This is a genomic window from Arsukibacterium indicum (assembly GCF_019100565.1).
Lineage (GTDB): Bacteria > Pseudomonadota > Gammaproteobacteria > Enterobacterales > Alteromonadaceae > Alishewanella > Alishewanella indicum.
In genome coordinates, this window is record NZ_JAHRID010000002.1 from 474,850 (window position 1) to 495,553 (window position 20,704).

General features: G+C 49.4%; 18 protein-coding genes. 12 read left to right on the forward strand and 6 right to left on the reverse strand.

Annotation, left to right across the window (positions count from 1 at the left end; all coding sequences use genetic code 11):
• The 7 genes from KQY15_RS19010 to hisIE form a co-directional block, all read left to right on the forward strand.
• A partial coding sequence (locus KQY15_RS19010) for a histidinol dehydrogenase (RefSeq protein WP_254795481.1) occupies positions 1-537 on the forward strand: 537 nt, incomplete at its 5' end.
• Positions 525-1,637, forward strand: a complete 1,113-nt coding sequence (gene hisC, locus KQY15_RS06760) for a histidinol-phosphate transaminase (protein WP_217668421.1) — start codon at positions 525-527, stop codon at positions 1,635-1,637. The genes KQY15_RS19010 and hisC, both read left to right, overlap by 13 nt.
• The gene (hisB, locus tag KQY15_RS06765; protein WP_217668422.1) at positions 1,634-2,704 is read left to right on the forward strand and encodes a bifunctional histidinol-phosphatase/imidazoleglycerol-phosphate dehydratase HisB; all 1,071 of its coding nucleotides are present in this window, start codon (positions 1,634-1,636) and stop codon (positions 2,702-2,704) included. The genes hisC and hisB overlap by 4 nt, the downstream gene beginning before the upstream one ends.
• Positions 2,704-3,297, forward strand: a complete 594-nt coding sequence (gene hisH / locus KQY15_RS06770) for an imidazole glycerol phosphate synthase subunit HisH (protein ID WP_217668423.1) — start codon at positions 2,704-2,706, stop codon at positions 3,295-3,297. Before hisB ends, hisH begins: the two co-directional genes overlap by 1 nt.
• On the forward strand, positions 3,285-4,031 hold the full coding sequence (gene hisA, locus KQY15_RS06775) for a 1-(5-phosphoribosyl)-5-[(5-phosphoribosylamino)methylideneamino]imidazole-4-carboxamide isomerase (protein ID WP_308160228.1): 747 nt from the start codon (positions 3,285-3,287) through the stop codon (positions 4,029-4,031). Before hisH ends, hisA begins: the two co-directional genes overlap by 13 nt.
• The gene (gene hisF / locus KQY15_RS06780) at positions 4,013-4,786 is read left to right on the forward strand and encodes an imidazole glycerol phosphate synthase subunit HisF (RefSeq protein WP_217668424.1); all 774 of its coding nucleotides are present in this window, start codon (positions 4,013-4,015) and stop codon (positions 4,784-4,786) included. Before hisA ends, hisF begins: the two co-directional genes overlap by 19 nt.
• A gap of 9 nt (positions 4,787-4,795) precedes the next feature.
• A complete protein-coding gene (gene hisIE / locus KQY15_RS06785) occupies positions 4,796-5,410 on the forward strand; it encodes a bifunctional phosphoribosyl-AMP cyclohydrolase/phosphoribosyl-ATP diphosphatase HisIE (RefSeq protein WP_217668425.1) in 615 nt (204 codons plus the stop codon).
• Positions 5,411-5,455: 45 nt separating this feature from the next.
• On the opposite strand, the gene KQY15_RS06790 is transcribed toward hisIE, so the two are convergent.
• Genes KQY15_RS06790 through KQY15_RS06805 form a run of 4 tightly spaced genes read right to left on the reverse strand, consistent with a single transcriptional unit; the run spans position 5,456 to position 9,647 of the window.
• A complete protein-coding gene (locus KQY15_RS06790) occupies positions 5,456-6,382 on the reverse strand; it encodes a chemotaxis protein CheV (RefSeq protein ID WP_217668426.1) in 927 nt (308 codons plus the stop codon).
• 35 nt (positions 6,383-6,417) lie between these two features.
• Positions 6,418-8,028: a methyl-accepting chemotaxis protein gene (locus tag KQY15_RS06795; protein ID WP_217668427.1), complete on the reverse strand. Its 1,611-nt coding sequence runs from the start codon at positions 8,026-8,028 to the stop codon at positions 6,418-6,420.
• Between the two features lie 47 nt (positions 8,029-8,075).
• Positions 8,076-8,483: a type 2 periplasmic-binding domain-containing protein gene (locus KQY15_RS06800; RefSeq protein WP_217668428.1), complete on the reverse strand. Its 408-nt coding sequence runs from the start codon at positions 8,481-8,483 to the stop codon at positions 8,076-8,078.
• 9 nt (positions 8,484-8,492) lie between these two features.
• Positions 8,493-9,647, reverse strand: a complete 1,155-nt coding sequence (locus KQY15_RS06805; protein WP_254795483.1) for a porin — start codon at positions 9,645-9,647, stop codon at positions 8,493-8,495.
• A gap of 361 nt (positions 9,648-10,008) precedes the next feature.
• On the opposite strand from KQY15_RS06805, the gene KQY15_RS06810 reads away from it, so the two are divergent.
• Both KQY15_RS06810 and KQY15_RS06815 read left to right on the forward strand, forming a co-directional pair.
• Entirely contained in the window at positions 10,009-12,165 is a 2,157-nt protein-coding gene (locus tag KQY15_RS06810; RefSeq protein WP_217668429.1) for a S46 family peptidase, read from the forward strand.
• Positions 12,166-12,291: 126 nt separating this feature from the next.
• Positions 12,292-13,995, forward strand: a complete 1,704-nt coding sequence (locus KQY15_RS06815; RefSeq protein ID WP_217668430.1) for a PocR ligand-binding domain-containing protein — start codon at positions 12,292-12,294, stop codon at positions 13,993-13,995.
• On the opposite strand, the gene KQY15_RS06820 is transcribed toward KQY15_RS06815, so the two are convergent.
• Positions 13,986-14,423, reverse strand: coding sequence for a CBS domain-containing protein (locus KQY15_RS06820; RefSeq protein ID WP_217668431.1), 438 nt, complete (start codon positions 14,421-14,423; stop codon positions 13,986-13,988). The genes KQY15_RS06815 and KQY15_RS06820 overlap by 10 nt on opposite strands.
• Positions 14,424-14,709: 286 nt before the next feature.
• Here KQY15_RS06820 and KQY15_RS06825 point away from each other — a divergent pair, with 286 nt between their 5' ends.
• The 3 genes from KQY15_RS06825 (at position 14,710) to KQY15_RS06835 (ending at position 19,553) form a co-directional block, all read left to right on the forward strand.
• Positions 14,710-15,828, forward strand: a complete 1,119-nt coding sequence (locus KQY15_RS06825) for an efflux RND transporter periplasmic adaptor subunit (RefSeq protein ID WP_217668432.1) — start codon at positions 14,710-14,712, stop codon at positions 15,826-15,828.
• Positions 15,829-15,840: 12 nt separating this feature from the next.
• Positions 15,841-18,927 carry an efflux RND transporter permease subunit gene (locus KQY15_RS06830; protein ID WP_217668433.1) on the forward strand — a complete coding sequence of 1,029 codons (3,087 nt, stop codon included), beginning with the start codon at positions 15,841-15,843 and terminating at the stop codon, positions 18,925-18,927.
• Between the two features lie 137 nt (positions 18,928-19,064).
• Entirely contained in the window at positions 19,065-19,553 is a 489-nt protein-coding gene (locus KQY15_RS06835) for a fasciclin domain-containing protein (protein WP_254795484.1), read from the forward strand.
• 14 nt (positions 19,554-19,567) lie between these two features.
• On the opposite strand, the gene KQY15_RS06840 is transcribed toward KQY15_RS06835, so the two are convergent.
• Positions 19,568-20,458 (reverse strand): EamA family transporter, encoded by an 891-nt coding sequence (locus tag KQY15_RS06840; protein WP_217668434.1) that lies wholly within the window; start codon positions 20,456-20,458, stop codon positions 19,568-19,570.
• Positions 20,459-20,704: the final 246 nt, after the last annotated feature.

A 20,704-nucleotide genomic window follows, 5' to 3' on the forward strand; every position in this document is an offset into this window, starting at 1 on the left:
GTTAGTAATAGTGCCGATTTAATTGACGCCGTGCAGCAGGAAGTTGCCAGACAACTGGCTGAATTACCGCGTCAGCCTATCGCCCGGGCGGCACTCAGTCATAGCCGGTATATTTTGACGAAAGATCTTAATGAGGCGGTTGCAGTTACTAATGCCTATGCACCAGAGCATTTAATTGTGCAAACGGCGCACGATGAGCAGTTGATTGACCAGTTCAATAGCGCAGCCAGCATTTTTGTTGGCCAATGGACCCCGGAATCGGCTGGCGATTATGCCAGTGGCACTAACCATGTGCTGCCTACTTATGGTTACAGCAAAACCGTTTCCAGTTTGTCATTAACTGATTTTTATCGCCGGTACACCGTACAACAGTTATCAGCCGCAGGAATGCGTAATATTGGCCCTGCTATTGTCACGCTGGCTGAAGCAGAAAGCCTAGAAGCACATGCTAACGCAGTGCGTTTGCGCCTGGCAGCACTTAGCAACAACATAACAAATGACAACAATACTGGCGGAGATAAAGCATGTCTGAGCTAACCGTTTCTGAGGTAAACAGCCTGGCGCGGCAACTGGTTAAAGACCTGGTGCCTTATGCCTCAGCCCGCAGCAGCATGAGTGGCGGTGGTGTATGGCTTAATGCCAACGAAAACGCGCTGGCACCGGCCTATCAGCTTGATGGTACCTTTAACCGTTACCCGTCATGCCAGCCCAAAGCAGTCATTAATGCCTATGCGGCCTATGCCGGAGTGAGCGCCGACCAGGTGCTGGTAAGCCGCGGTGCTGACGAGGGCATTGAACTGTTGATCCGCAGCTTTTGCGAGCCAAAAACTGACAGCATTACCATTTGCCCCCCCACCTATGGCATGTATGCGATAAGTGCCGAAAGTAATCAGACGTCGGTAAATAAAGTGCTGCTTGATAACGAGCAGCTCGATCTGGACGGCATTTTTGCGACTAAGCCAAAACTGGTTTTTATCTGCAGCCCGAATAACCCGACCGGTGATCTGATCCCCCGCCAACAGATCATTGCGGTACTGGAGCATTTCAAAGGCAAAGCGTTAGTGGTGGTGGATGAGGCTTATATTGAATTTGCCCCTGAAGCATCTGTGGTGCCGTTACTTAGTCAGCACCCGCATCTAGTGGTGCTGCGCACCCTGTCCAAAGCCTTTGGCCTGGCAGGACTACGCTGTGGCTTTACCCTGGCCGCACCACAGATAATTAATGCACTGAAGAAAATGATAGCGCCCTATCCTATCGCAGAACCGGTAGCGCAAATTGCAGCCCAGGCGTTATCAGCCTCAGGCATAGCACAAATGCAGCAAAGCGTTGCCAGCATTAATCAGCTGCGAAGCGACTTTATTACCATGGCAGCGCACTGGCCGGGCGTACAGAAAATCTGGCCAAGTAATGCCAACTACGTATTGTTGCAGGTTGCCGATGCGGCAGACTGTGTCGCTGCGCTGATTAAGGCTGACATTCTAATTCGTAATCAGTCCAGTCAGCTGGGGCTGTCGCAGGTAGTACGGGTTTCGATTGGCAGCCCGGATGACATGCAGCGCCTGAGCGCAGCAATGCAGCAGTACTTTGCAGCTGACAATAATGTTTCAAAGAACCAACAAAAGAGAGAACGCGCATGAGTGGCCTGCCTATTTTATTTATTGACCGCGACGGCACCATGGTGGAAGAGCCGCCGGTAGACAAGCAGCTTGATAGTCTGGAAAAGCTGGCTTATGAACCCGGCCTGGTGCCAGCGCTGCTAAAACTACAGGCAGCTGGTTACCAGTTGGTGATGGTAACCAATCAGGATGGCCTGGGTACCAGCAGCTTTCCCCGTGATACGTTCGATGCACCACATGAAAAAATGATGCAGTTGTTAACCTCACAAGGCATTAAATTTGCTGATGTGCTGATTTGCCCCCATTTCGAAAAGGATAACTGCAGCTGCCGCAAACCAAAACTGGGGCTGGTAAAAGACTACCTGCAGCAGGGTAAGGTTGATTTTACCAATTCATTTGTGATTGGTGACCGGCAAACCGATGTACAACTGGCTGACAATATGGGCCTGCCCTCATTTTTGTATAACCGCGATACCCTGGGCTGGCCCGAGATAACCAATCGCCTGCTCAGCCGCGGCCGGCAGGCCACCGTGCGCCGGACAACCCGCGAAACCGATATTGAAATCAGCGTTGATCTGGATAGCAGTGGCAACAACAGCTTTAATACCGGGGTTGGTTTTTTTGACCATATGCTGGAGCAAATCGCCACTCACGGCGGTTTTTCGCTACAGGTAAAAGTTGCAGGCGACCTGCATATTGATGATCACCACAGTGTTGAAGACACGGCACTGGCATTGGGTCAGGCGTTGAAGCAGGCACTTGGCAACAAGCGTGGAATTAACCGTTTTGGTTTTGTGCTGCCTATGGACGAGTGCCGGGCTGAATGCGTGCTGGATTTATCCGGCCGGCCGTTGTTTAAATTCGATGCCAATTTAGGTGAAGGCAGTGTCGGTGGCCTGAACCTGGAAATGGTACCTCACTTTTTCCGCTCACTAAGCGATGCGATGCTAATCAGCCTGCACTTATCCATTACTGACGGCAACAAACACCATATGGTAGAAGGACTGTTTAAAGCCTTTGGCCGGGCGTTACGTCAGGCTATTACCATTTCTGGTGAAGCATTGCCAAGCTCTAAAGGAGTATTGTAATGCAGTTGGTGATTGTCGATACCGGCTGCGCCAATATCAGCTCGGTTTATTTTGCCTTTAAACGGCTTGCGGTTGAGGCGACGATCAGCCGTGATGCGGCAGTAATTAAAGCCGCCGATAAAGTGGTGTTGCCGGGTGTAGGCACTGCCCACAATGCCATGGCGCAACTGCAACATGGTGAGCTTATTGAAACCCTGCAAAGCCTGCAACAACCACTGTTGGGTATATGTTTAGGCATGCAAATGTTAACCAGCCACAGTATGGAAGGTGACGTGCCGTGTTTAAACCTGATCCCAGGCCGGGTCCTGCCGATGGAAAGTGCTGGCTTACGCTTACCGCATATGGGCTGGAATACTCTGCATAATATCAGCAGTCATCCGCTGCTGAGCGGATTTAGCTGCAGTGACTACGTGTACTTTGTCCATAGTTTTGCGGTTGCACCCGGCGAGCATGCCCTGGCACTGGCTAACTATGGTAGCGATTTTGCTGCAGTTATTGGCAAAGATAATGTGGCAGGTGCGCAGTTTCACCCGGAGCGCTCCGGTAAAACCGGCGCCCGCTTATTACAGAATTTTCTGGAGTGGCAATTGTGATTATCCCGGCAATAGATTTAATAGACGGTACTGTGGTACGCCTGTATCAGGGGCGCTACGACAGCACCACTGAATACCAGTACAGCCCGGTCAGCTTACGTAATCAGTATGCCCAGGATGGCAGTGACTGGCTGCATATTGTCGACTTATCAGGTGCTAAAGATGCCAGCAAGCGTCAACTTACTCTGCTGACAGAGCTGATGACAGCATCACCGCTGCATATTCAGGTCGGTGGCGGCGTGCGCTCTGAGCAGGATGTGATTGATTTACTCGACGCCGGTGCCGGAAGGGTAGTCATTGGCAGCCTGGCCATTCGTGAGCCAGAGCTGGTGCAGGGCTGGATCAGTAAGTACGGTGGCGAGCAGATAGTGCTGGCACTTGATGTAGCAATTAATGACAAAGGGCAGAAAACCCTGCCCTCGCACGGCTGGATTGAACAATCCAATATTACTTTAGAACAGGTGCTGGACGATTACATTGCCGCAGGTGCTAAGCATGTACTTTGCACCGATATCAGCCGTGATGGCACCCTGAGTGGCTCAAACGTCGCGTTATACCGCGAGCTGACCGTCCATTACCCGCAAATTCAGTGGCAGGCTTCAGGCGGTATTGGCTCATTAGCTGATATTAAGGCCTTAACCGGTAGTGGCGTGGCCGGGGTGATTTTGGGTCGCTCGTTACTGGAAGGTAAGTTTACCCTGAAGGAGGCCATAGCATGCTGGCAAAACGGTTAATTCCCTGTTTAGATGTGCGTGATGGCAAGGTGGTTAAAGGCGTCCAGTTTCGTAATCATGAAATTATCGGTGATATTGTACCTTTAGCTCAACGCTACGCCGAAGCCGGCGCTGATGAACTGGTGTTCTACGATATTACTGCCTCGAGCGATGGCCGGGTGGTGGATAAAAGCTGGGTGCGGCGAATTGCTGAAGTAATTGATATCCCGTTTTGTGTTGCAGGCGGCATTAAAAGTGTGGTCGATGCCGGCAAAATTTTGGAAATGGGGGCTGATAAAGTATCAGTAAACAGCCCTGCTCTGGCCCGGCCTGAACTGATTAGTGAGCTTAATCATGTATTTGGCCAGCAATGTGTCGTCGTTGGCATCGACAGTTTTTTTGATGTCGCTTCAGGCCAGTACCAGGTATATCAGTTTACCGGCGATGAGAGCCGGACCCAGAAAACCCGCTGGCTTACCCGAGATTGGGTGGCAGAAGTCCAGGCGCGGGGCGCCGGCGAAATTGTGCTAAATTGCATGAATCAGGACGGCGTGCGCCAGGGTTATGATATTGCCCAGTTAAAAAGTATTCGTGATGTCTGCAATGTACCATTAATTGCCAGTGGTGGAGCCGGTACTATGGAACATTTTACTCAGGTGTTTCAGCAAGCTGATGTCGACGGCGCGTTGGCAGCCAGTGTATTTCACAAAGCGATTATTGAGATTGCCGCGTTGAAAGCGAAATTGATTGCCGATGGCGTCAGCATCCGGCCGTAGAGAGAACTTATGAACGAACAACAAATCAGCCAGCTTAGCTGGTCCGAAAACCAGTTACTACCGGCAATAGTGCAACACGCCATTTCCGGTAAAGTACTGATGCAGGGCTATATGAACCCGCAAGCACTTGAACATACCTTGCAAAGCGGCCTGGTTACTTTTTTCAGTCGCAGCAAACAGCGGCTGTGGACCAAGGGCGAAAGTTCCGGCAATACGTTGCAACTGGTCAGTATTGCCAGCGACTGCGATAGCGATAGCATTTTAGTGCTGGCCCAGCCAGAGGGCCCTACCTGCCATGTTGGCACAGAAACCTGCTGGCACGACAATAAGGCCAATAGCCCGCAACTGAGCTTTTTATATGATTTAGAGCAGGTTATTAAAAGCCGTGAAGGGGCGGATCCGGTCAGCAGCTATACAGCCAGCCTGTTTGCTAAAGGGGTAAAACGAATCGCTCAGAAAGTCGGTGAAGAGGGTGTGGAATCGGCGCTGGCGGCAATGGCCGGTGACCGGGAAGAGCTGGCAAATGAAGCGGCCGATCTAATCTTTCACCTGCTGGTACTGCTGCGCAGCCAGAAATTAGAACTGAATGATGTCATCCAGGTATTACAACAACGGCATAAATAAGCGCTGCAGGGTAGCGCTGCAATTGCCCTACCCTGTCAATCTTACTTAATCTATCGACATCCAGTGCTGTACAGCAGAAGCCAGTTCGTCGGGGTGAAACTTGGCGATAAACTGATCGGCGCCAACCTTTTTCACCATTGCCTCGTTAAATACCCCGCTGAGTGATGAATGCAGCACAATATGGACATTTTTCAGATGCTCATGGGCTTTAACCTCGGCAGTCAGGGTATAGCCATCCATCTCCGGCATTTCTATATCAGAAATCAGCAGCGGTACCTGATCGGAGATGTCACCGCCTAACTCTTCAGCTTTGGCTGTCAACCAATCCAGCGCCGACCGGCCATCATTTACCAGCTCAACATTAATGCCAATTGAACTTAGCGCCCGTTTTACCTGATTACGAGCAACTGCCGAGTCATCAGCAACCAGCACAGTCAACGTAGATAAATCACGTTCTGATTTACGCTGCTTAATCGTTTCACTAACTTCCTCATCAGGAGGAGAGATTTCAGCAAATACTTTTTCTACATCTAAAATCTGCACCAGTTTATCGTCAAGCTGGGTTACCGCGGTCAGATAGTGACTGCGCCCTGCTCCTTTTGGCGGAGGCAAAATTTGCTCCCAGTTAATATTAACGATGCGATCAATACCACCAACCAGAAAGCCCTGAGTGGTGCGGTTATACTCAGTCACCAGGATATACGCTTTACTCAGATCCTCGATAGACTTACCACCGGTGGCTTTACTTAAATCGATAACCGTAACCGGTGTACCGCGCAAATGAGCAATACCCCGGACATGAGCATTTGCCCCCGGCATATCTGTCAATTGCGGGCATTGAATAACTTCCCGCACTTTAAACACGTTTATGCCATAGGGTTGCTGCCCGGTTAAACGGAAAATCAGTAATTCCAGACGGTTCTGACCAACAATATTGGTTCTCTGGTCAACCGAACTCATTAATGAACTCATGGTGTTTCCTCACTGCAACCTGGGTTGCTTTAAAATCAGGTCTCAAATTTTGAGCTGACAGTTACCAGCGATTCAGAAAGTACCCGCAAATCGTCTGATATACCATGCACACTCAACTGCAAGCTCTTGGTTTGGGCAAATGAACCTATCATTTTAGCGGTATTACTGGCGATTTGCTCGGCAACCATCGTTTGTTGTTCAGTAGCTGCAGCAATCTGGGCATTTAACATACTGATTTGCTGCACTTCCTGATTAATTTGCTCAATTGAACTGCCGGCATCAGCAGCAAGACTGGCTGAATGTTCGGCATTGCTTACCGCCTGGCTCATGATACTGACCGCGCCACTGACATTATCATTCAGTTGGCGTAAGACTTCCTGCACCATGGTGACTGATTTGGCGGTTTTAGACGATAAGTTACGAACTTCATCAGCGACCACCGAAAATCCCCGGCCGTGCTCACCTGCCCTGGCTGCTTCAATAGCGGCATTTAATGCCAGTAAATTGGTTTGATCGGCAATATCATTGATGCTTTTCAGAATGTCAGTCACATTTTTGGTTTTTTCCGCCAGTTCAGTAATCACATCCTGAGCATGTTTTATTTCATCAGATAAACCCTGCGAGTATTTCACAGCGTGACTGGTTTTATCCAACCCCAGTTTCGCCAGTTCGTTCGCTTTGCCGGCGCCGCTGGCTGCATCGTTTGCAGACTGGCTGATATCCTGTACCGATAACTGCATCTCCGCCATGCTGTGGCTGACGGTCTCAGAGTTATCTGATTGTTCCAGGGTCATTTTCTCCATGTTATTCATGCCTGAAGCCAGGTCTTTAGCACTGCGGTTAAGCGGCTCTATCGTTTTTGCCAGATCATTAAACGACGTTTGCAGCATCTGAATAAACAAATTAAATTGTTTCGCTACCACACCGAGCTCATCATTGCCAGTTACCGGCAAGCGGCTGCCCAGATTGCCTTTGCCACTGGCAAGTTCTGCCAGTGATACCCCAAGTGTGCGGGCTGAGTTGCTAATCCTACTGGCAATAAAATGCCCCAACCCTGCAGTTAACAGGATCAGGACACTGCCAAGTGCCAGAATCACTGTTAAAGCCAAATCCATATTGCCCGACATATCTTCAATTGCCTGGGAAAAGCGCGCATCGGCCTGCTGTTCAAACTCAGCAAACCGGCTGTTCAGACGCTCAAACTGTTCAGTTTTGGTCGCCACACTGGCCTGAATTTTGGCGAAATCAACATTACCGTCAATAAATTGCTGGGCAATACCACCGGCCAGCGTGGCGTAGGCGGCTGCATCCCGCTGCAATTCATCCAACAAACTCTGCTGAGAAGGATTCAGGGTTTTCAGACGGTTCAGGTTTTGCTGTAGCTTGTTGCTATGTTGTTGTGCTGTCGCCAGTAAATCGGGATCTGATAAGGTTACTGCCTGGGTAAAAAACTCATCCAGCGAGTTAAAACCTGAGTGCACCTGAGATGCCAGCTTCGACGTTTCATACATGTAATCCCGCATACTCTGGGTAGTAGCGTTATTTTTAGCGGTAAAATAAACGCTAACCGCTACTACCGTTGAAAATGCAATGACCGCCAGCCCGATAACCAACCAAATCTTCATTACTATCGACATATTTTTCATAACAATACTCTTTTCTGCCCGCCAGCATACTGACAGCAACGCCGCCGTCAGTTCAGGGTAAGAACCACTTTTACTGCATCTGTTACGCTGGCGACATCAACATAGCCAACCGCGTTCGGGTTTTGTGCTACATGTTCAATTACCGCAGCCTCTGTCGCAAGTTCCGGCGGCGGAGTTCCTTTGCCGGTAAATACCAGTTTTGACCAGTGGGCCTTTAACTGAGCGGAAGAGCGACCAACACCTTTTTCATCAAACTGACTGCGTAAAGGCGAGCTTTCGGCAATATTCACTGCAGCGAGTGCCGATGAGCGACCGGTATACAACCGGGTTAACTCATCCGTGGTCAGGGTGACAGAATTGGCCGGGTTAACAATTACTGCAATGTCAGCAATTGCCGGTATTGCTGTAACTGACCCACCAAGCAGTAAAACAATGGCTAAGAATCTGCTTAACATATAGGCTCCTTAAAAAACCAAGTCGATACCGAATGCCAATACACCGTTGCGCTGGCCGGTAGTGTCACTGTCTTCAGAACTATACTGAGCTTTAAACGCAGCCGAAGGATGAAAGTCGTAACGAACCCCCAGGTTCCAGGTGCTGGCATCCCGTTCCTGACTTGCTACCAACCCTTGCACCGGCACCAGCAATTGTGGTGGTAATACGCCTGTATAAGGCTGATAGATGCTGACTACGGCATCATTATTTTCGCGCTCATAGGAAATGTATGGCGTAATGCCATCAAAGCGTTTACCCAGTGAGACATACCAGTTTTTCTGGGTAGCAATAAAACTATTTTCAACTTCCACTCTGGTGTATTCAGCAACAGCGATCCAGTCACTATCATCGTACGTCAGACCAACCCCGATAAAATTAGAGCTTTCATCATCAATATCGATGGCTGTCACCAACGGCGTCAGGCCATTTGCCGCCAGCGCCTGATACAAATTGCCAACAGTAAAACCCGGTGCCAGTGTAACCGGTGAAGTATCAATACTGGTTTTACCTGTTAAATAAGCAAAGCGGGCGCTGAAGGCATCTTTTGCCAGCTCCCAGGTTATTCCGGTTACATTATCAATTTGCGCGCTAACCTGGGCGCCGCTAAGACTGGCATTGCCATCATAACCGCCAAAAATCAGCTGTAGGGTTGAATCGACACTACCAATCTGAGCCGTACGATAAAAGGTCAGCCCCTCTATGGTATCAAACCCCAGCCCATAGACACCTTGCGGCACCCGTAACCAGTCGTAGGCATAGCCAACATCTTTAAAGTCAGAGTATTTATAAAACGGTGTGCGCAGCCGGCCGGCATTAATCGTCATATTGTCACTGAGCTCGTAACTGATAAACGCCCATTCAAAGCCGACATCAAAATCGTCCCGCCCCCGCCCCAGCAACTGCGCCGTAACCGATAACTTGTCACCAAGATCAGATTTTACCTGTAGCGCTATCAGGCTCTCATTTTTGAAATCAAGGGTATCGTCATAACCATATAATCGCTCATCGCTGCCGGTAGTCATACCCGCTTTAATCGAAGCAAAACCATTAATTGTTGTATTGGGATATGCAGTAACAGGAATGAAAGCGACTGCAAGAGACAGGGCTAATAAACTTTTTCTCATTATTACCTCACTGAACAGGACTTACGGTTGATTTCAACTATCAGCAACAAATGTCGACATTACCGGTATGAAACAACTGGCTATTTTTCAGTACTAACCAAAACAAGCTTAGGCTATTACCCACAAAATAGGCATATCTTTTAGTTAATTTTATTTGATCCAGCACAAATTAAGTAAGGCGTTACTTTTTTGATGCTTTTTATTTCGAAAATTAACAAAAGCAACAGTCGGACGCGTAGAACCGGATGATCAACGGATAATTATCCGACTGCAAGTGCCGGTGGCTTGACAAGCTTAGAGCAGGCAGTGAGTATTACGGCGATCCGCGTACTGTGCGCTATAACTAAAAGTAAGAGCAACTATGAAAAAATCTCTGTTAATACTGGCTCTGGCCAGTAGTTTTGCCATGGCTGACGAGGGCATGTGGATGCCGCAACAGCTGCCTGATATTGCCAGTGAATTAAAAGCAGCCGGTTTACAGCTCGATCCGGCAAACCTGACTCAGCTTACCGAATTTCCAATGGCTGCCATCGTCAGCCTGGGTGGATGTTCAGCATCCTTTGTATCACCTGAAGGGCTGGTAGTGACTAATCATCACTGTATTTATAATAGCATCGCGCACAACTCCACCCCGCAGAACGATTTACTGGCCAATGGTTTTCTCGCATCAAACATGAATGATGAATTGCCCGCTGCACCGGGAAGCAGAGTTTATGTTACCAAAGCAGTAGACAACGTTACCGGACAGGTTATTGATGCGGCGACTGCCAAGCTCAGCGGTAAAAAACGAATTGATGCAATTGAACAGAATCAGAAAACACTGATTGCACAGTGCGAGCAGGATGAAGGCCATCGGTGCCGGGTTGCTGCTTATTACGGCAGCCTCGAGTACTACCTGATTAAACAACTTGAGATTAAAGACGTAAGGCTGGTGCACGCCCCTGCTGAGGGAGTTGGCAAGTTTGGTGGCGACACAGACAACTGGATGTGGCCTCGTCACACCGGCGACTATGGGTTTTTACGGGCCTACGTCAGTCCGGATGGTAAATCTGCGGATTACCATGCTGATAACGTACCTTATCAGCCGGACCATTATCTGAAGTTAGCCAGTGAAGGCTTACAGGACGGCGATTTTGTTATGGCGCTGGGTTACCCGGGCCGCACTAACCGGCATCGGCTGCCATCGGAAGTGAGTGAAACCTTTGAATGGAGCTATCCGAATACGGTACAGCAATTTAAAGATACCCTGGCCATCATTGCTCGGGTAACAGCCACTAATAAAGACGCTGAGCTTAAATATGCCAGCCGGGTTGCCGGTTTAAATAACTACATGAAAAACCGTCAGGGCATGCTGGATAGTTTCGCACAAAGTGATTTTTTGCAACGTAAAACCGCAGAGCATCAGGCGCTGACCAGCTGGGTAAACAGCAGCAAGGACAACAAAAAGGCTTATGCCAAAGATTTGGGCACGATTGAGAAGCTACTGGCCGAACAGCATCGGCAATCAAGAGCTGAGTACGCTTTAAATAATGCCACCCCACGACTGTTGAATGTTGCCCGTTCGCTGTACCGTTTGTCACAGGAGGGAACCAAACCTGATGCAGAGCGCAAAGCCGGCTATCAGCAACGTGATATTCCACGTTACAAAGCCTTTGTTGCTGGTATGGAGCGTAACTTTGACGTCAGCGTTGAAAAAGCACTGGATTTACATAACCTGACTAAATATGTTGCCTTACCCAAAAAACAACGCAATGCTGAGTTTGACAGCGCCCTTGGTATTAAAGGCAATATGAGTCAGAGTGAACTGACCGCGCTGATCGACAGCTGGTATGCCAATACCAGCTTAACTGACCTGAGCAAGCGCCAGGCATTAGTTGATGCCAGCCCCGACCAATTTACTCAGAACGCTGATCCCTTTGTGATGGCGGCAGTTGCCCTTTATAAATCTGACTTAAAACAGGAAGCCAAAGACGAAGAGCTTGCCGGTAAAATTCAGCAGGCCTACGCCAGTTATATGCGGGCAAAAATTGCCTTTATGCAGGACAAAGGTCAGGCTGTTTATCCCGATGCCAACAGCACATTACGGGTAACGTACGGCAATGTAACAGGCCGGGCCCATGGTAATGAAGACGGTAATGCCTGGGCGCCATTCACCACATTGCGTGGTATTGCAGCCAAGGCAACGGGTGAAGGTGAATTTAACGCGCCGGCAGAGCAGCTTGCAGCAATAAAAGCTAAAAATTACGGCCCCTATCTGGCACCAGAGCTAAATTCGGTACCCGTTAATTACCTGGCTACGCTGGACATTACCGGTGGCAATTCAGGATCAGCCATTTTAAACGCTAAGGGCGAATTTGTTGGCCTGGCATTTGATGGCACTCTGGATTCAATTATCTCTGACTGGGACTATAACCCGGCGAACACCCGTTCTATTCAGGTGGATTTACGCTTTATGTTATGGCAAATGCAACAGGTGGATAATGCTAAGGCCCTGTTGCAGGAAATCGGTGTTAACTAACTGCTGCTGATGCTTAGCTACCTTTTTGGCATCTTTTAGAAAAACCTCTGCCTGGCAGAGGTTTTTTTCATTAAAAAATACTGAAAACTGGTGAAGTCTGAGCCCGAGGGCTAAAGTAATAGTGACATGGCTAAACACAGTAAGTATTTGCAAAAAGAATCCAGCTTAATTCAAATGCTTGATCCTCTGGCCGCTGACTGGAATAACACGCAGCGCTCGGACCCCGACAATACCGCTCATTCTCTGGCGGCAGAAATTGATTTTTCCCGTTTAAACAGCCTGTTTGATCACATTTTGCAGGCGATGGGCATTGCTATAGCGTTGGTTGGCTTAGACGGCAAAATACTTGCCTCATCTAAATGGCAACGGGCCTGTATTCAGTTTCACCGGGCCAATGAAAACAGCCGGCAACGCTGCACCGAAAGTGATACCGACTTAGCAAGCCAGCTGCAACAAGGCAGTAACTATGCGTTGTATAAGTGCCGCAATGGCTTAACAGATTGCTCAAGTCCGTTGATCATTGACGAAGTACATGTTGCTAATTTATTTATTGGCCAGTTTTTTCTTTCCGAACCTGATATCGGCTTCTTTACCAGACAAGCCAAAGAACTGGGATTTGACATAGAGACTTATCTTAGCGCTATTGCTGAAGTGCCCATAGTGGCCGAAGAAAAACTACCGGCACTACTGAGCCTGCTCACATCGCTGGCCCAGCAAATCGCTGAGCTTAGTATGGCTAATCAGCGTTATATCCGTACTATCTCCTCCGTGGGCAAGCAGGTTGCTGAACGGACTCAGGAACTACAGTTGCAGAACCTGATACTCAGCATGATCAGTCAGGGAGCCAGCCTGGCTGATATACTGACCTGTATGGTGCAGCAAATTGAATTACTGCATCCACAAATGCACTGCTCGGTATTATTACTCGACCCCAGTGGTCAGTTTTTGCAACATGCTGCCGCCCCCTCGCTGCCTGATTTTTACAATCAGGCAGTTGATGGTCTGGCCATTGGCATTGGTCAGGGTTCCTGTGGCACCGCAGCTTTTACCGGAGAGCCGGTGATTGTTGAAGATATTAACAGCCATCCATACTGGCAGTCTTATCTGGCGCTAACCCAGGCAGCCAATCTGGCGGCCTGTTGGTCGCACCCGATAAAAAACGCCGAAGGCAAGGTACTGGGTACCTTTGGGGTGTATCACAACAAACCTTGCCAGCCCAGCAGCAGTCAGCGTCAGAAAATAAGCGAATATAGCCAGCTGGCGGAACTGGCGATTGAGCGTAGCTTGTCAGCAGAAAAAATTCGCCGGCTGGCATTTTATGATGACCTGACCGGCTTGCCAAACCGGCGGTTACTGGAAGAGCGGCTGCAACATGCCATTGTCAGCAGCAAACGCAGTAAAAACTATTGTGTACTGATGTTTATTGATTTAGACGATTTTAAACCGGTAAATGATTTGTATGGTCATAAAACAGGCGATCTGGTGCTACTCGAAGTGGCAAAGCGGATCAGGCAAGTTGTCCGTGAAACCGATACAGTAGGTCGATTTGGCGGTGATGAGTTTATCGTGCTGTTACACGAAATTGCCAGAACAAAAGCACATTGCCGGCGACGTGCAGAACAGATTGCGACAAAAATAGCCGCTACAATTAGCGACCCCCTTAGCATTGAGCATCAGGGAACCTTTACTCATCGTTGCAATAGCAGCACAGGCCTGGTGCTGTTTAGCGGCGAACAAACCGCCGCTGAGTTGCTGCTACGCCAGGCAGATGCGGCAATGTATCAGGCGAAAAGTCGGGGTAAAAACCAGCGTTGCTGGTTTCAGCCCTGAGTGCTGGCTTTCAGCAGACGCGCGGCCAGTCTGACAAAATCTGACGACGTCAGGATGCCGGTAATCTTATTATCAGAGTCAATAACCGGTAAGCAGCCATGGCGGTTGGCAACAAAATAGTCAGCAACTTCGGTCAGTGGCTGCTCAGCGGTGATGGCTGCAAAATCAGTGGCCATTAACTCACTGACCAGCACCTGCTTTTCTTTACGTTCCAGAGCTGCGGCACCGTACTGAGCCATTAAGCCCATTACTTTGGCTATCATTATTTTTTGGGTTAGCATCCCCGCCAGCTCACCATTAGCGTCAATTACCGGAATATGTCGCACATTCTTCTCGCGCATTAAATCGTGTGCATCTTTTAAACTGTCGCTGCGCTGCACACAAAGGGGGTCAGCAGTCATTAATTCAGCAACGGTGGCAATAGTCATAAAAAGAACTCCTTTGCGGATTAATATCATCGTCTGGCTACGCTACAGTTATAGCGAATTTTTCAGGACCTTGCCTGATGCCAGATCACGTTTTAGCGCAGTATCTGTAAGTTATTGACAAATTTGTCAGCTCAACGGCTATTTCCAGTAAACCGCGGCAACAGCAAACGAGTAATACTAACGGCCCCTGGCAGGTAAACGTCTACAAATAAAGTGTTACTAAATTTCACAAATGCCGGTGGCAATAAAAGGTATACTTAGCCCTGATATTTGATAAGGAGAGTCCATGTTTAAGCGCATGTTTCTGATGCTGATTATCGCTGGCCTGATTTTTGGCGGTATTTTCGGCTACAAGGCCGTTGGCAACTATTTTATGAACCAGTATTTTGACAGCATGCCGATGCCGGTAGCCACCATTACTGCAACTACAGTAACAACAGCACAATGGCAACCCTATGTCAGCGCTGTTGGCAGTTTTGCTGCAGTTAACAGTACCGAACTGTCTACCGAAGCCAGCGGCATTGTGACCAGCATTCAGTTTGACAATGCCAGTGAAGTTCGTCGCGGCCAATTATTGCTGACACTGGATGACAGCGTTGATCAGGCTGACTTAACCAGGCTTAGCGCCGCCAGCAAGCTGGCAGAACTGGAACTCAACCGGCTGCAAACATTGCTAAAGGATAAAGGTGTTTCAGAGCTGGATGTCCGCCGCCGCGAGAGCGAAGCAGCGCAGGCCCGAGCTGCTGTCGCCTCGCAGCAAGCGCGGATTGCCCAGAAAACGATTCATGCTCCTTTTGATGGCATTACCGGTATTCGTCAGGTTAGCCTCGGCCAACTGGTATCACCAGGTGACAATGTGGTGTCATTGCAATCGCTTGATCCGATTTATCTTAATTTCAGCTTGCCTGAACAGCAACTTGCCAGCATCAGTAAAGGCCAGCAACTGACGGTCAGCGTTGATGCCTGGACCGGACAGCAGTTCACTGGCGAAATTACCGCTATTGCCCCGGCAGTACGCCAGTCCAGTCGCAGTATTGAAGTGCAGGCAACCTTTGCCAATCCGGAACATAAACTGCGGCCTGGCATGTTTGCCCGGGTACAGATGGACACAGGCGAGAGTAGCGAAGTTACTCTGATACCGCAAACAGCCATTCAGTTTAATCCTTACGGTAACTCGGTATTTGTCATCCGTGACAATGATGGCAAGCTCACTGCGCACCAGAGATTTGTAAGCACCGGCCAGAGCAGAGGCGATGTTATCGCCGTAACAGATGGCCTGACTCCAGGCGACAGGGTGGCTACTTCGGGTTTACTGAAACTTCGCAACGGTGCCGAAGTACAGATCAGTGATAACGAACAGGCATCGCCTACTGCCGACCCGTCCCCAGAACCGGCTAACCAGTAAGGATTTATCATAATGCGCTTTACTGATGTCTTTATTAAAAAGCCGATTCTGGCGTCGGTTGTCAGTCTGTTTATTATTCTGTTAGGCCTGCGGGCCATCATGGATATGAATGTACGGCAGTTTCCGGAAATTCAGAATGCGGTGGTAACGGTTAATACCGTCTACGTCGGCGCTGATGCCGACCTTGTTCAGGGCTTTATTACCACACCGCTGGAGCGGGAAATTGCCTCAGCAGAAGGTATCGATTATCTGGTTTCCACTTCAGTCGCTGGCTCCAGTACCATTGAAGCTTATTTGCGGCTCGATTATCAGCCAAATGAAGCGCTGACCCAAATCGCTGCTCAGGTTAATAAGGTGCGTTCTGAGCTGCCGGAAAATGCCCGCGACCCGGTGATATCTCTGAAAGTAGGTCAAGACACTGCAGCAATGTACCTGTCGTTTTACTCAGAGGTACTGGGTAACAATCAGATTACTGATTATCTGGTGCGGGTGATTGAGCCTCAGCTGGCGACAATCCCTGGTGTACAGCGGGCGGAAATTCTGGGGGCCCGCACTTTTGCCATGCGGATCTGGCTGGACCCGGCCAAAATGGCCGCATTTGGTGTTACCGGCTCTGATATCAGTAACGCCCTGCGCAGCAATAACGTACTTGCCGCCCTCGGCCGCACTAAAGGCCAGATGGTGGCAGTAGATTTAAATGCTGCCACCGATTTACGCAGCGCAGAGCAATTCGCTGAATTAGTAATAAGCGCCGATAGCAACGCGCTGGTGCGCTTACAAGATGTTGCAACAGTAGAACTTGGGGCAGAAAGTTACGATAGCTCAGTTAGCTTTAACGGCCTGGCTGCAACTTTTATGGGCATTGAAATTTCACCTGATGCCAATGCATTAGATGTTATTGCTGCAGTCAGGGACGTGTGGGATCGCGATATTATTCCGCAACTGCCAGAAGGGCTGGATGCGAATATTCCGTATGACTCTACCGAATACATTGAAAATGCGATTGACGAAGTTGTAATTTCAATTGTGCTGGCGCTAGTCATCGTTATTCTGGTGATCTATGCCTTTTTAGGGTCGGTTCGCAGTGTCATTATCCCTGCCGTAGCGATACCGGTATCACTCATTGGCACCTTCTTTTTAATGTTGCTGCTTGGTTTTACTATTAACCTGCTTACCTTGCTGGCCATGGTACTGGCGATTGGCATAGTGGTAGACGATGCCATTATTATGCTGGAGAACATTCACCGTCATATTGAAGAGGGGAAATCCCGGACAGAGGCGGCCATACTCGGTGCCAGGGAGCTTGCCTGGCCTATTATCACCATGTCAACCACGCTGGTTGCAGTGTTTTTACCAATAGGCTTTGTTGGTGGCTTAACCGGCGTGCTGTTTGTCGAATTTGCTTTTACTCTGGCGGCATCCGTTATCTTATCGGGCGTTGTCGCCCTTACCCTGTCGCCGGTAATGTGCGCTTACATACTGAAGGCTCATCAGAGCGGCGAGCAGACAGAAAACTCTCTGGAGCACTGGCTGGATCAACGTTTTGATAAGTTAAGAAGTGGTTATCAGCGACAACTGCATGGCACCCTTAATTATTTGCCGGTGGTGCTGACTTTCGGTGCTATCGTGCTGGTGTCATGTTACTTTTTATTTGTAACCAGCCCGTCTGAACTTGAGCCGGCAGAAGATCAGGGCTTTGTGTTTTCAATTCTGGAGGCAGACAGTTTTGCTACTCTGGACTATCTGGAAAGGAATACCAGCCAATTAAATAAGCTGAGCGATGTCGCACCAGAGATTAAAAATATCTTTATTATCAATGGAACCGGTAGCACTAACAACGCCATTGCCGGCTTTGTGCTGGCACCATGGGACCAGCGCGAACGTACCACCGCAGCAGTGCTGGAGCAGAATATTCAACCCTTTATGGCTGAACTGCCGGGCATTAGCAGTTTTGCCCTGATCCCCCCTTCACTGCCGTCGCCGGGCGGCGGTACTCCGGTAGAGTTTATCGTCGGCTCAACCCAACCCTTTGCAGCCCTGCAAGAGGTTGTACAGGAAATGCTGGGCCGTGCTATGGCTTCTGGCCGCTTTATTTTTGTCGACAGTGATTTAAAAATAAACCGGCCCCGCCAGACAGTGCAGGTGGATCGCGAGAAAGCCGCGCTGATGGGCGTATCAATGCAGCAAATTGCCGCCGATTTAGGCAGTTTAATGTCGGGTGCCGACGCCGGTCGTTTTGCCCTGGATAACCGTTCGTACCGGGTTATTCCGCAGGTAGAACGCAGTGAACGGTTAAACCCGGAGCAACTTAAAGACTTTTATACCCGCAACCGTGATGGTGAGCTGGTGCCAATGTCAGCGTTAGTGACCCTGACCGAGTCGGTCCAGCCGCAGGCATTAAAAGGTTTTCAGCAGCTTAATGCGGTGAAAATATCTGGGGTGCCGCGTCCCGGGGTTCCGCTGGGAGAAGCGCTGGCAGTACTGGATCAGATCGCCGCTGAAGTTATGCCGGCCGGGTTCAGTGTTGATTACGCCGGTCAGTCGCGTCAGTTTAAAGCCGAGGGACAACAACTGGTTATCACGTTCTTTTTTGCGTTGATTGTTATCTTTCTAATCCTGGCGGCACAATTTGAATCCTTTAAAAATGCCGTCATCATTATGGTTACGGTACCAATGAGTGTCTGTGGCGCGCTGATTTTTACCAGTTTGGGCTTTACCAGTATCAATATTTATACTCAGGTGGGGTTACTGACTCTGGTGGGTCTGATTGCCAAGCACGGTATTCTTATTGTTGAATTTGCCAACCAGCTGCAAGTTGACGGGCGTAGTAAGCGTGAGGCTATTGAAGAGGCTACCGCTATTCGCTTACGGCCTATTTTAATGACTACCGCCGCGACTGTGCTGGCCATGATCCCATTACTGATAGCAACCGGCGCCGGCGCCGGTTCCCGCTACGCCATGGGCCTGGTTATCGCCAGTGGTATGACTATTGGTACGCTGTTTACCCTGTATGTGGTACCGGCAATGTACCTGCTGTTAGCAAGGGATTATCAGTTGCAACCAGAACCATCCGGTACAGCAGAGCCACTTAAAAGCTAAGCAAACGCTAAGCGTTGAATAAAGCCTGTCAGAACAAGCTGACAGGCTTTTTTTTGACCAGACTGATCGCTTTTCCCTGCAGCTCCGTTAATAGCCACGACAACTTTGTCCTGAATAATGTAACAGAAGGAAACATCATGAAAGTCTCACAATTACTTACCGGTTCGCTGTTGCTTGCTTCGTTTATGCTGACTGTGCAAGCGCACAATCATAAAAAATCGGCTGATATTGTCGACACTGCCGTTGCAGCCGGCGACTTTACTACCCTGGTAACCGCTGTTAAAGCAGCCGGTTTAGTTGACACCTTAAAAGGTGAAGGCCCTTTCACCGTATTTGCTCCAAATGATGCAGCCTTTGCCAAAGTGCCGGCTGCTGATTTAAATGCTCTGCTTGCTGACAAAGCAGCATTAAGCAACGTATTAACCTATCATGTGGTAGCCGGCAAAGTGATGGCCGCCGATGTTGTTAAACTGGATTCTGCTACTACAGTGCAGGGTCAGGATGTGGCTATTGAAGTTAAAATGGGCAAAGTTTATGTGAATGGCGCTGAAGTTATCGCTACCGATATTAAGACCAGTAATGGCGTGATCCATGTGCTGGACAGCGTGATAATGCCAAAAATGTAACTTGCGCTTTAAAGTTAGTGTTCGGTAATCACCGGTGGGGCTTGTTTGGCCTTGCCGGTGGTTAAAGAGCTCCCCAGTGACGCCACAATCACCAGTAAAATTGCCAGCCACTGCCACACTGTTAGTAATTCAGCCAGAAACAGCAACCCTGCCAGAGCGGCGATAGCCGGCTCCATACTCATAAACACACTGAAATTCTGCGAAGTCATATGACGCAGCGCCACCATTTCCAGGGTATAGGGCACCGCACTGGATAAAATACCAACCAGTAAACCCAGCGGTAATACCTGCCAGCTTAATAGCGCCATGCCCTGGGTTATTGCTCCTGCCGGCACCAGAACCAATGCCGCCACCGTCATCCCCAACGCAACCGTAATACCACCGGAGGCCTGCGAGCCGGTCTTTTTACCAAACAGAATATAGCCGGCCCAACAGGCACCGGCAGCCAGCGCCAGTACTACCCCTAGTGGATCAAGGGCATCAGCCCCACGCATATCAGGCAGTAACAATAAGATACCGGCAAAAGCGCAGGCAACCCAGAATAAATCCCGTTTACGCCGGGATGCCAGTAAAGCAACGGCCAGTGGCCCGGTAAATTCCAATGCCACACCAATTCCCAGCGGAATACGGGCTATCGCCAGATAAAACAGGATATTCATGCCGCCTAAACAAAGGCCGTACACAATAATAGCCTGCCAGTCACGGCCCTTCGGTAACGCCCGCCAGGGCCGGAATACCAGCCACAGCACTATGGCGGAGAAACCCAGACGCAAAGCAGTCGTGCCATCCGGCCCAATCAACGGAAAAAGCTGCTTCGCCAGCGAGGCACCGCTTTGAATAGTGATCATGGCCAGCAGCACACAGCCAATTGCCAGCAATAAGGTTTTATCAACAGTGCGCGCCATAGCAGCAGTCCGGATCGGCTCATCAAGCGGGAGCGTTATATTACCTGACACTGCCCCATCTTGCAGCAGCCTGCTTCGTTTTAGTACAGAATTAATGCCGCTACAAAAACCGTCAGAATATAACCTTCACAGATATTTCAAACCATTGTAAAGAGTTAAGCGCAAACTGCCGGTTGCGTTCCAGCCAGATACCAACTGGCACAGGATCTGCTTAGTTTAAGGTAACCGACTTATTGCCTTTCCGGT

Coding starts and splice junctions, on each gene's coding strand:
- KQY15_RS06810 (WP_217668429.1), top strand. CDS start 10,009: ATGAAAAAATCTCTGTTAATACTGGCTCTGGCCAGTAGTTTTGCCATG.
- KQY15_RS06790 (WP_217668426.1), bottom strand. CDS start 6,382: ATGAGTTCATTAATGAGTTCGGTTGACCAGAGAACCAATATTGTTGGT.
- hisB (WP_217668422.1), top strand. CDS start 1,634: ATGAGTGGCCTGCCTATTTTATTTATTGACCGCGACGGCACCATGGTG.
- KQY15_RS06835 (WP_254795484.1), top strand. CDS start 19,065: ATGAAAGTCTCACAATTACTTACCGGTTCGCTGTTGCTTGCTTCGTTT.
- KQY15_RS06825 (WP_217668432.1), top strand. CDS start 14,710: ATGTTTAAGCGCATGTTTCTGATGCTGATTATCGCTGGCCTGATTTTT.
- hisIE (WP_217668425.1), top strand. CDS start 4,796: ATGAACGAACAACAAATCAGCCAGCTTAGCTGGTCCGAAAACCAGTTA.
- KQY15_RS06795 (WP_217668427.1), bottom strand. CDS start 8,028: ATGAAAAATATGTCGATAGTAATGAAGATTTGGTTGGTTATCGGGCTG.
- KQY15_RS06840 (WP_217668434.1), bottom strand. CDS start 20,458: ATGGCGCGCACTGTTGATAAAACCTTATTGCTGGCAATTGGCTGTGTG.
- KQY15_RS06830 (WP_217668433.1), top strand. CDS start 15,841: ATGCGCTTTACTGATGTCTTTATTAAAAAGCCGATTCTGGCGTCGGTT.
- hisF (WP_217668424.1), top strand. CDS start 4,013: ATGCTGGCAAAACGGTTAATTCCCTGTTTAGATGTGCGTGATGGCAAG.
- KQY15_RS06800 (WP_217668428.1), bottom strand. CDS start 8,483: ATGTTAAGCAGATTCTTAGCCATTGTTTTACTGCTTGGTGGGTCAGTT.
- hisC (WP_217668421.1), top strand. CDS start 525: ATGTCTGAGCTAACCGTTTCTGAGGTAAACAGCCTGGCGCGGCAACTG.
- KQY15_RS06805 (WP_254795483.1), bottom strand. CDS start 9,647: ATGAGAAAAAGTTTATTAGCCCTGTCTCTTGCAGTCGCTTTCATTCCT.
- hisH (WP_217668423.1), top strand. CDS start 2,704: ATGCAGTTGGTGATTGTCGATACCGGCTGCGCCAATATCAGCTCGGTT.
- KQY15_RS06820 (WP_217668431.1), bottom strand. CDS start 14,423: ATGACTATTGCCACCGTTGCTGAATTAATGACTGCTGACCCCCTTTGT.
- KQY15_RS06815 (WP_217668430.1), top strand. CDS start 12,292: ATGGCTAAACACAGTAAGTATTTGCAAAAAGAATCCAGCTTAATTCAA.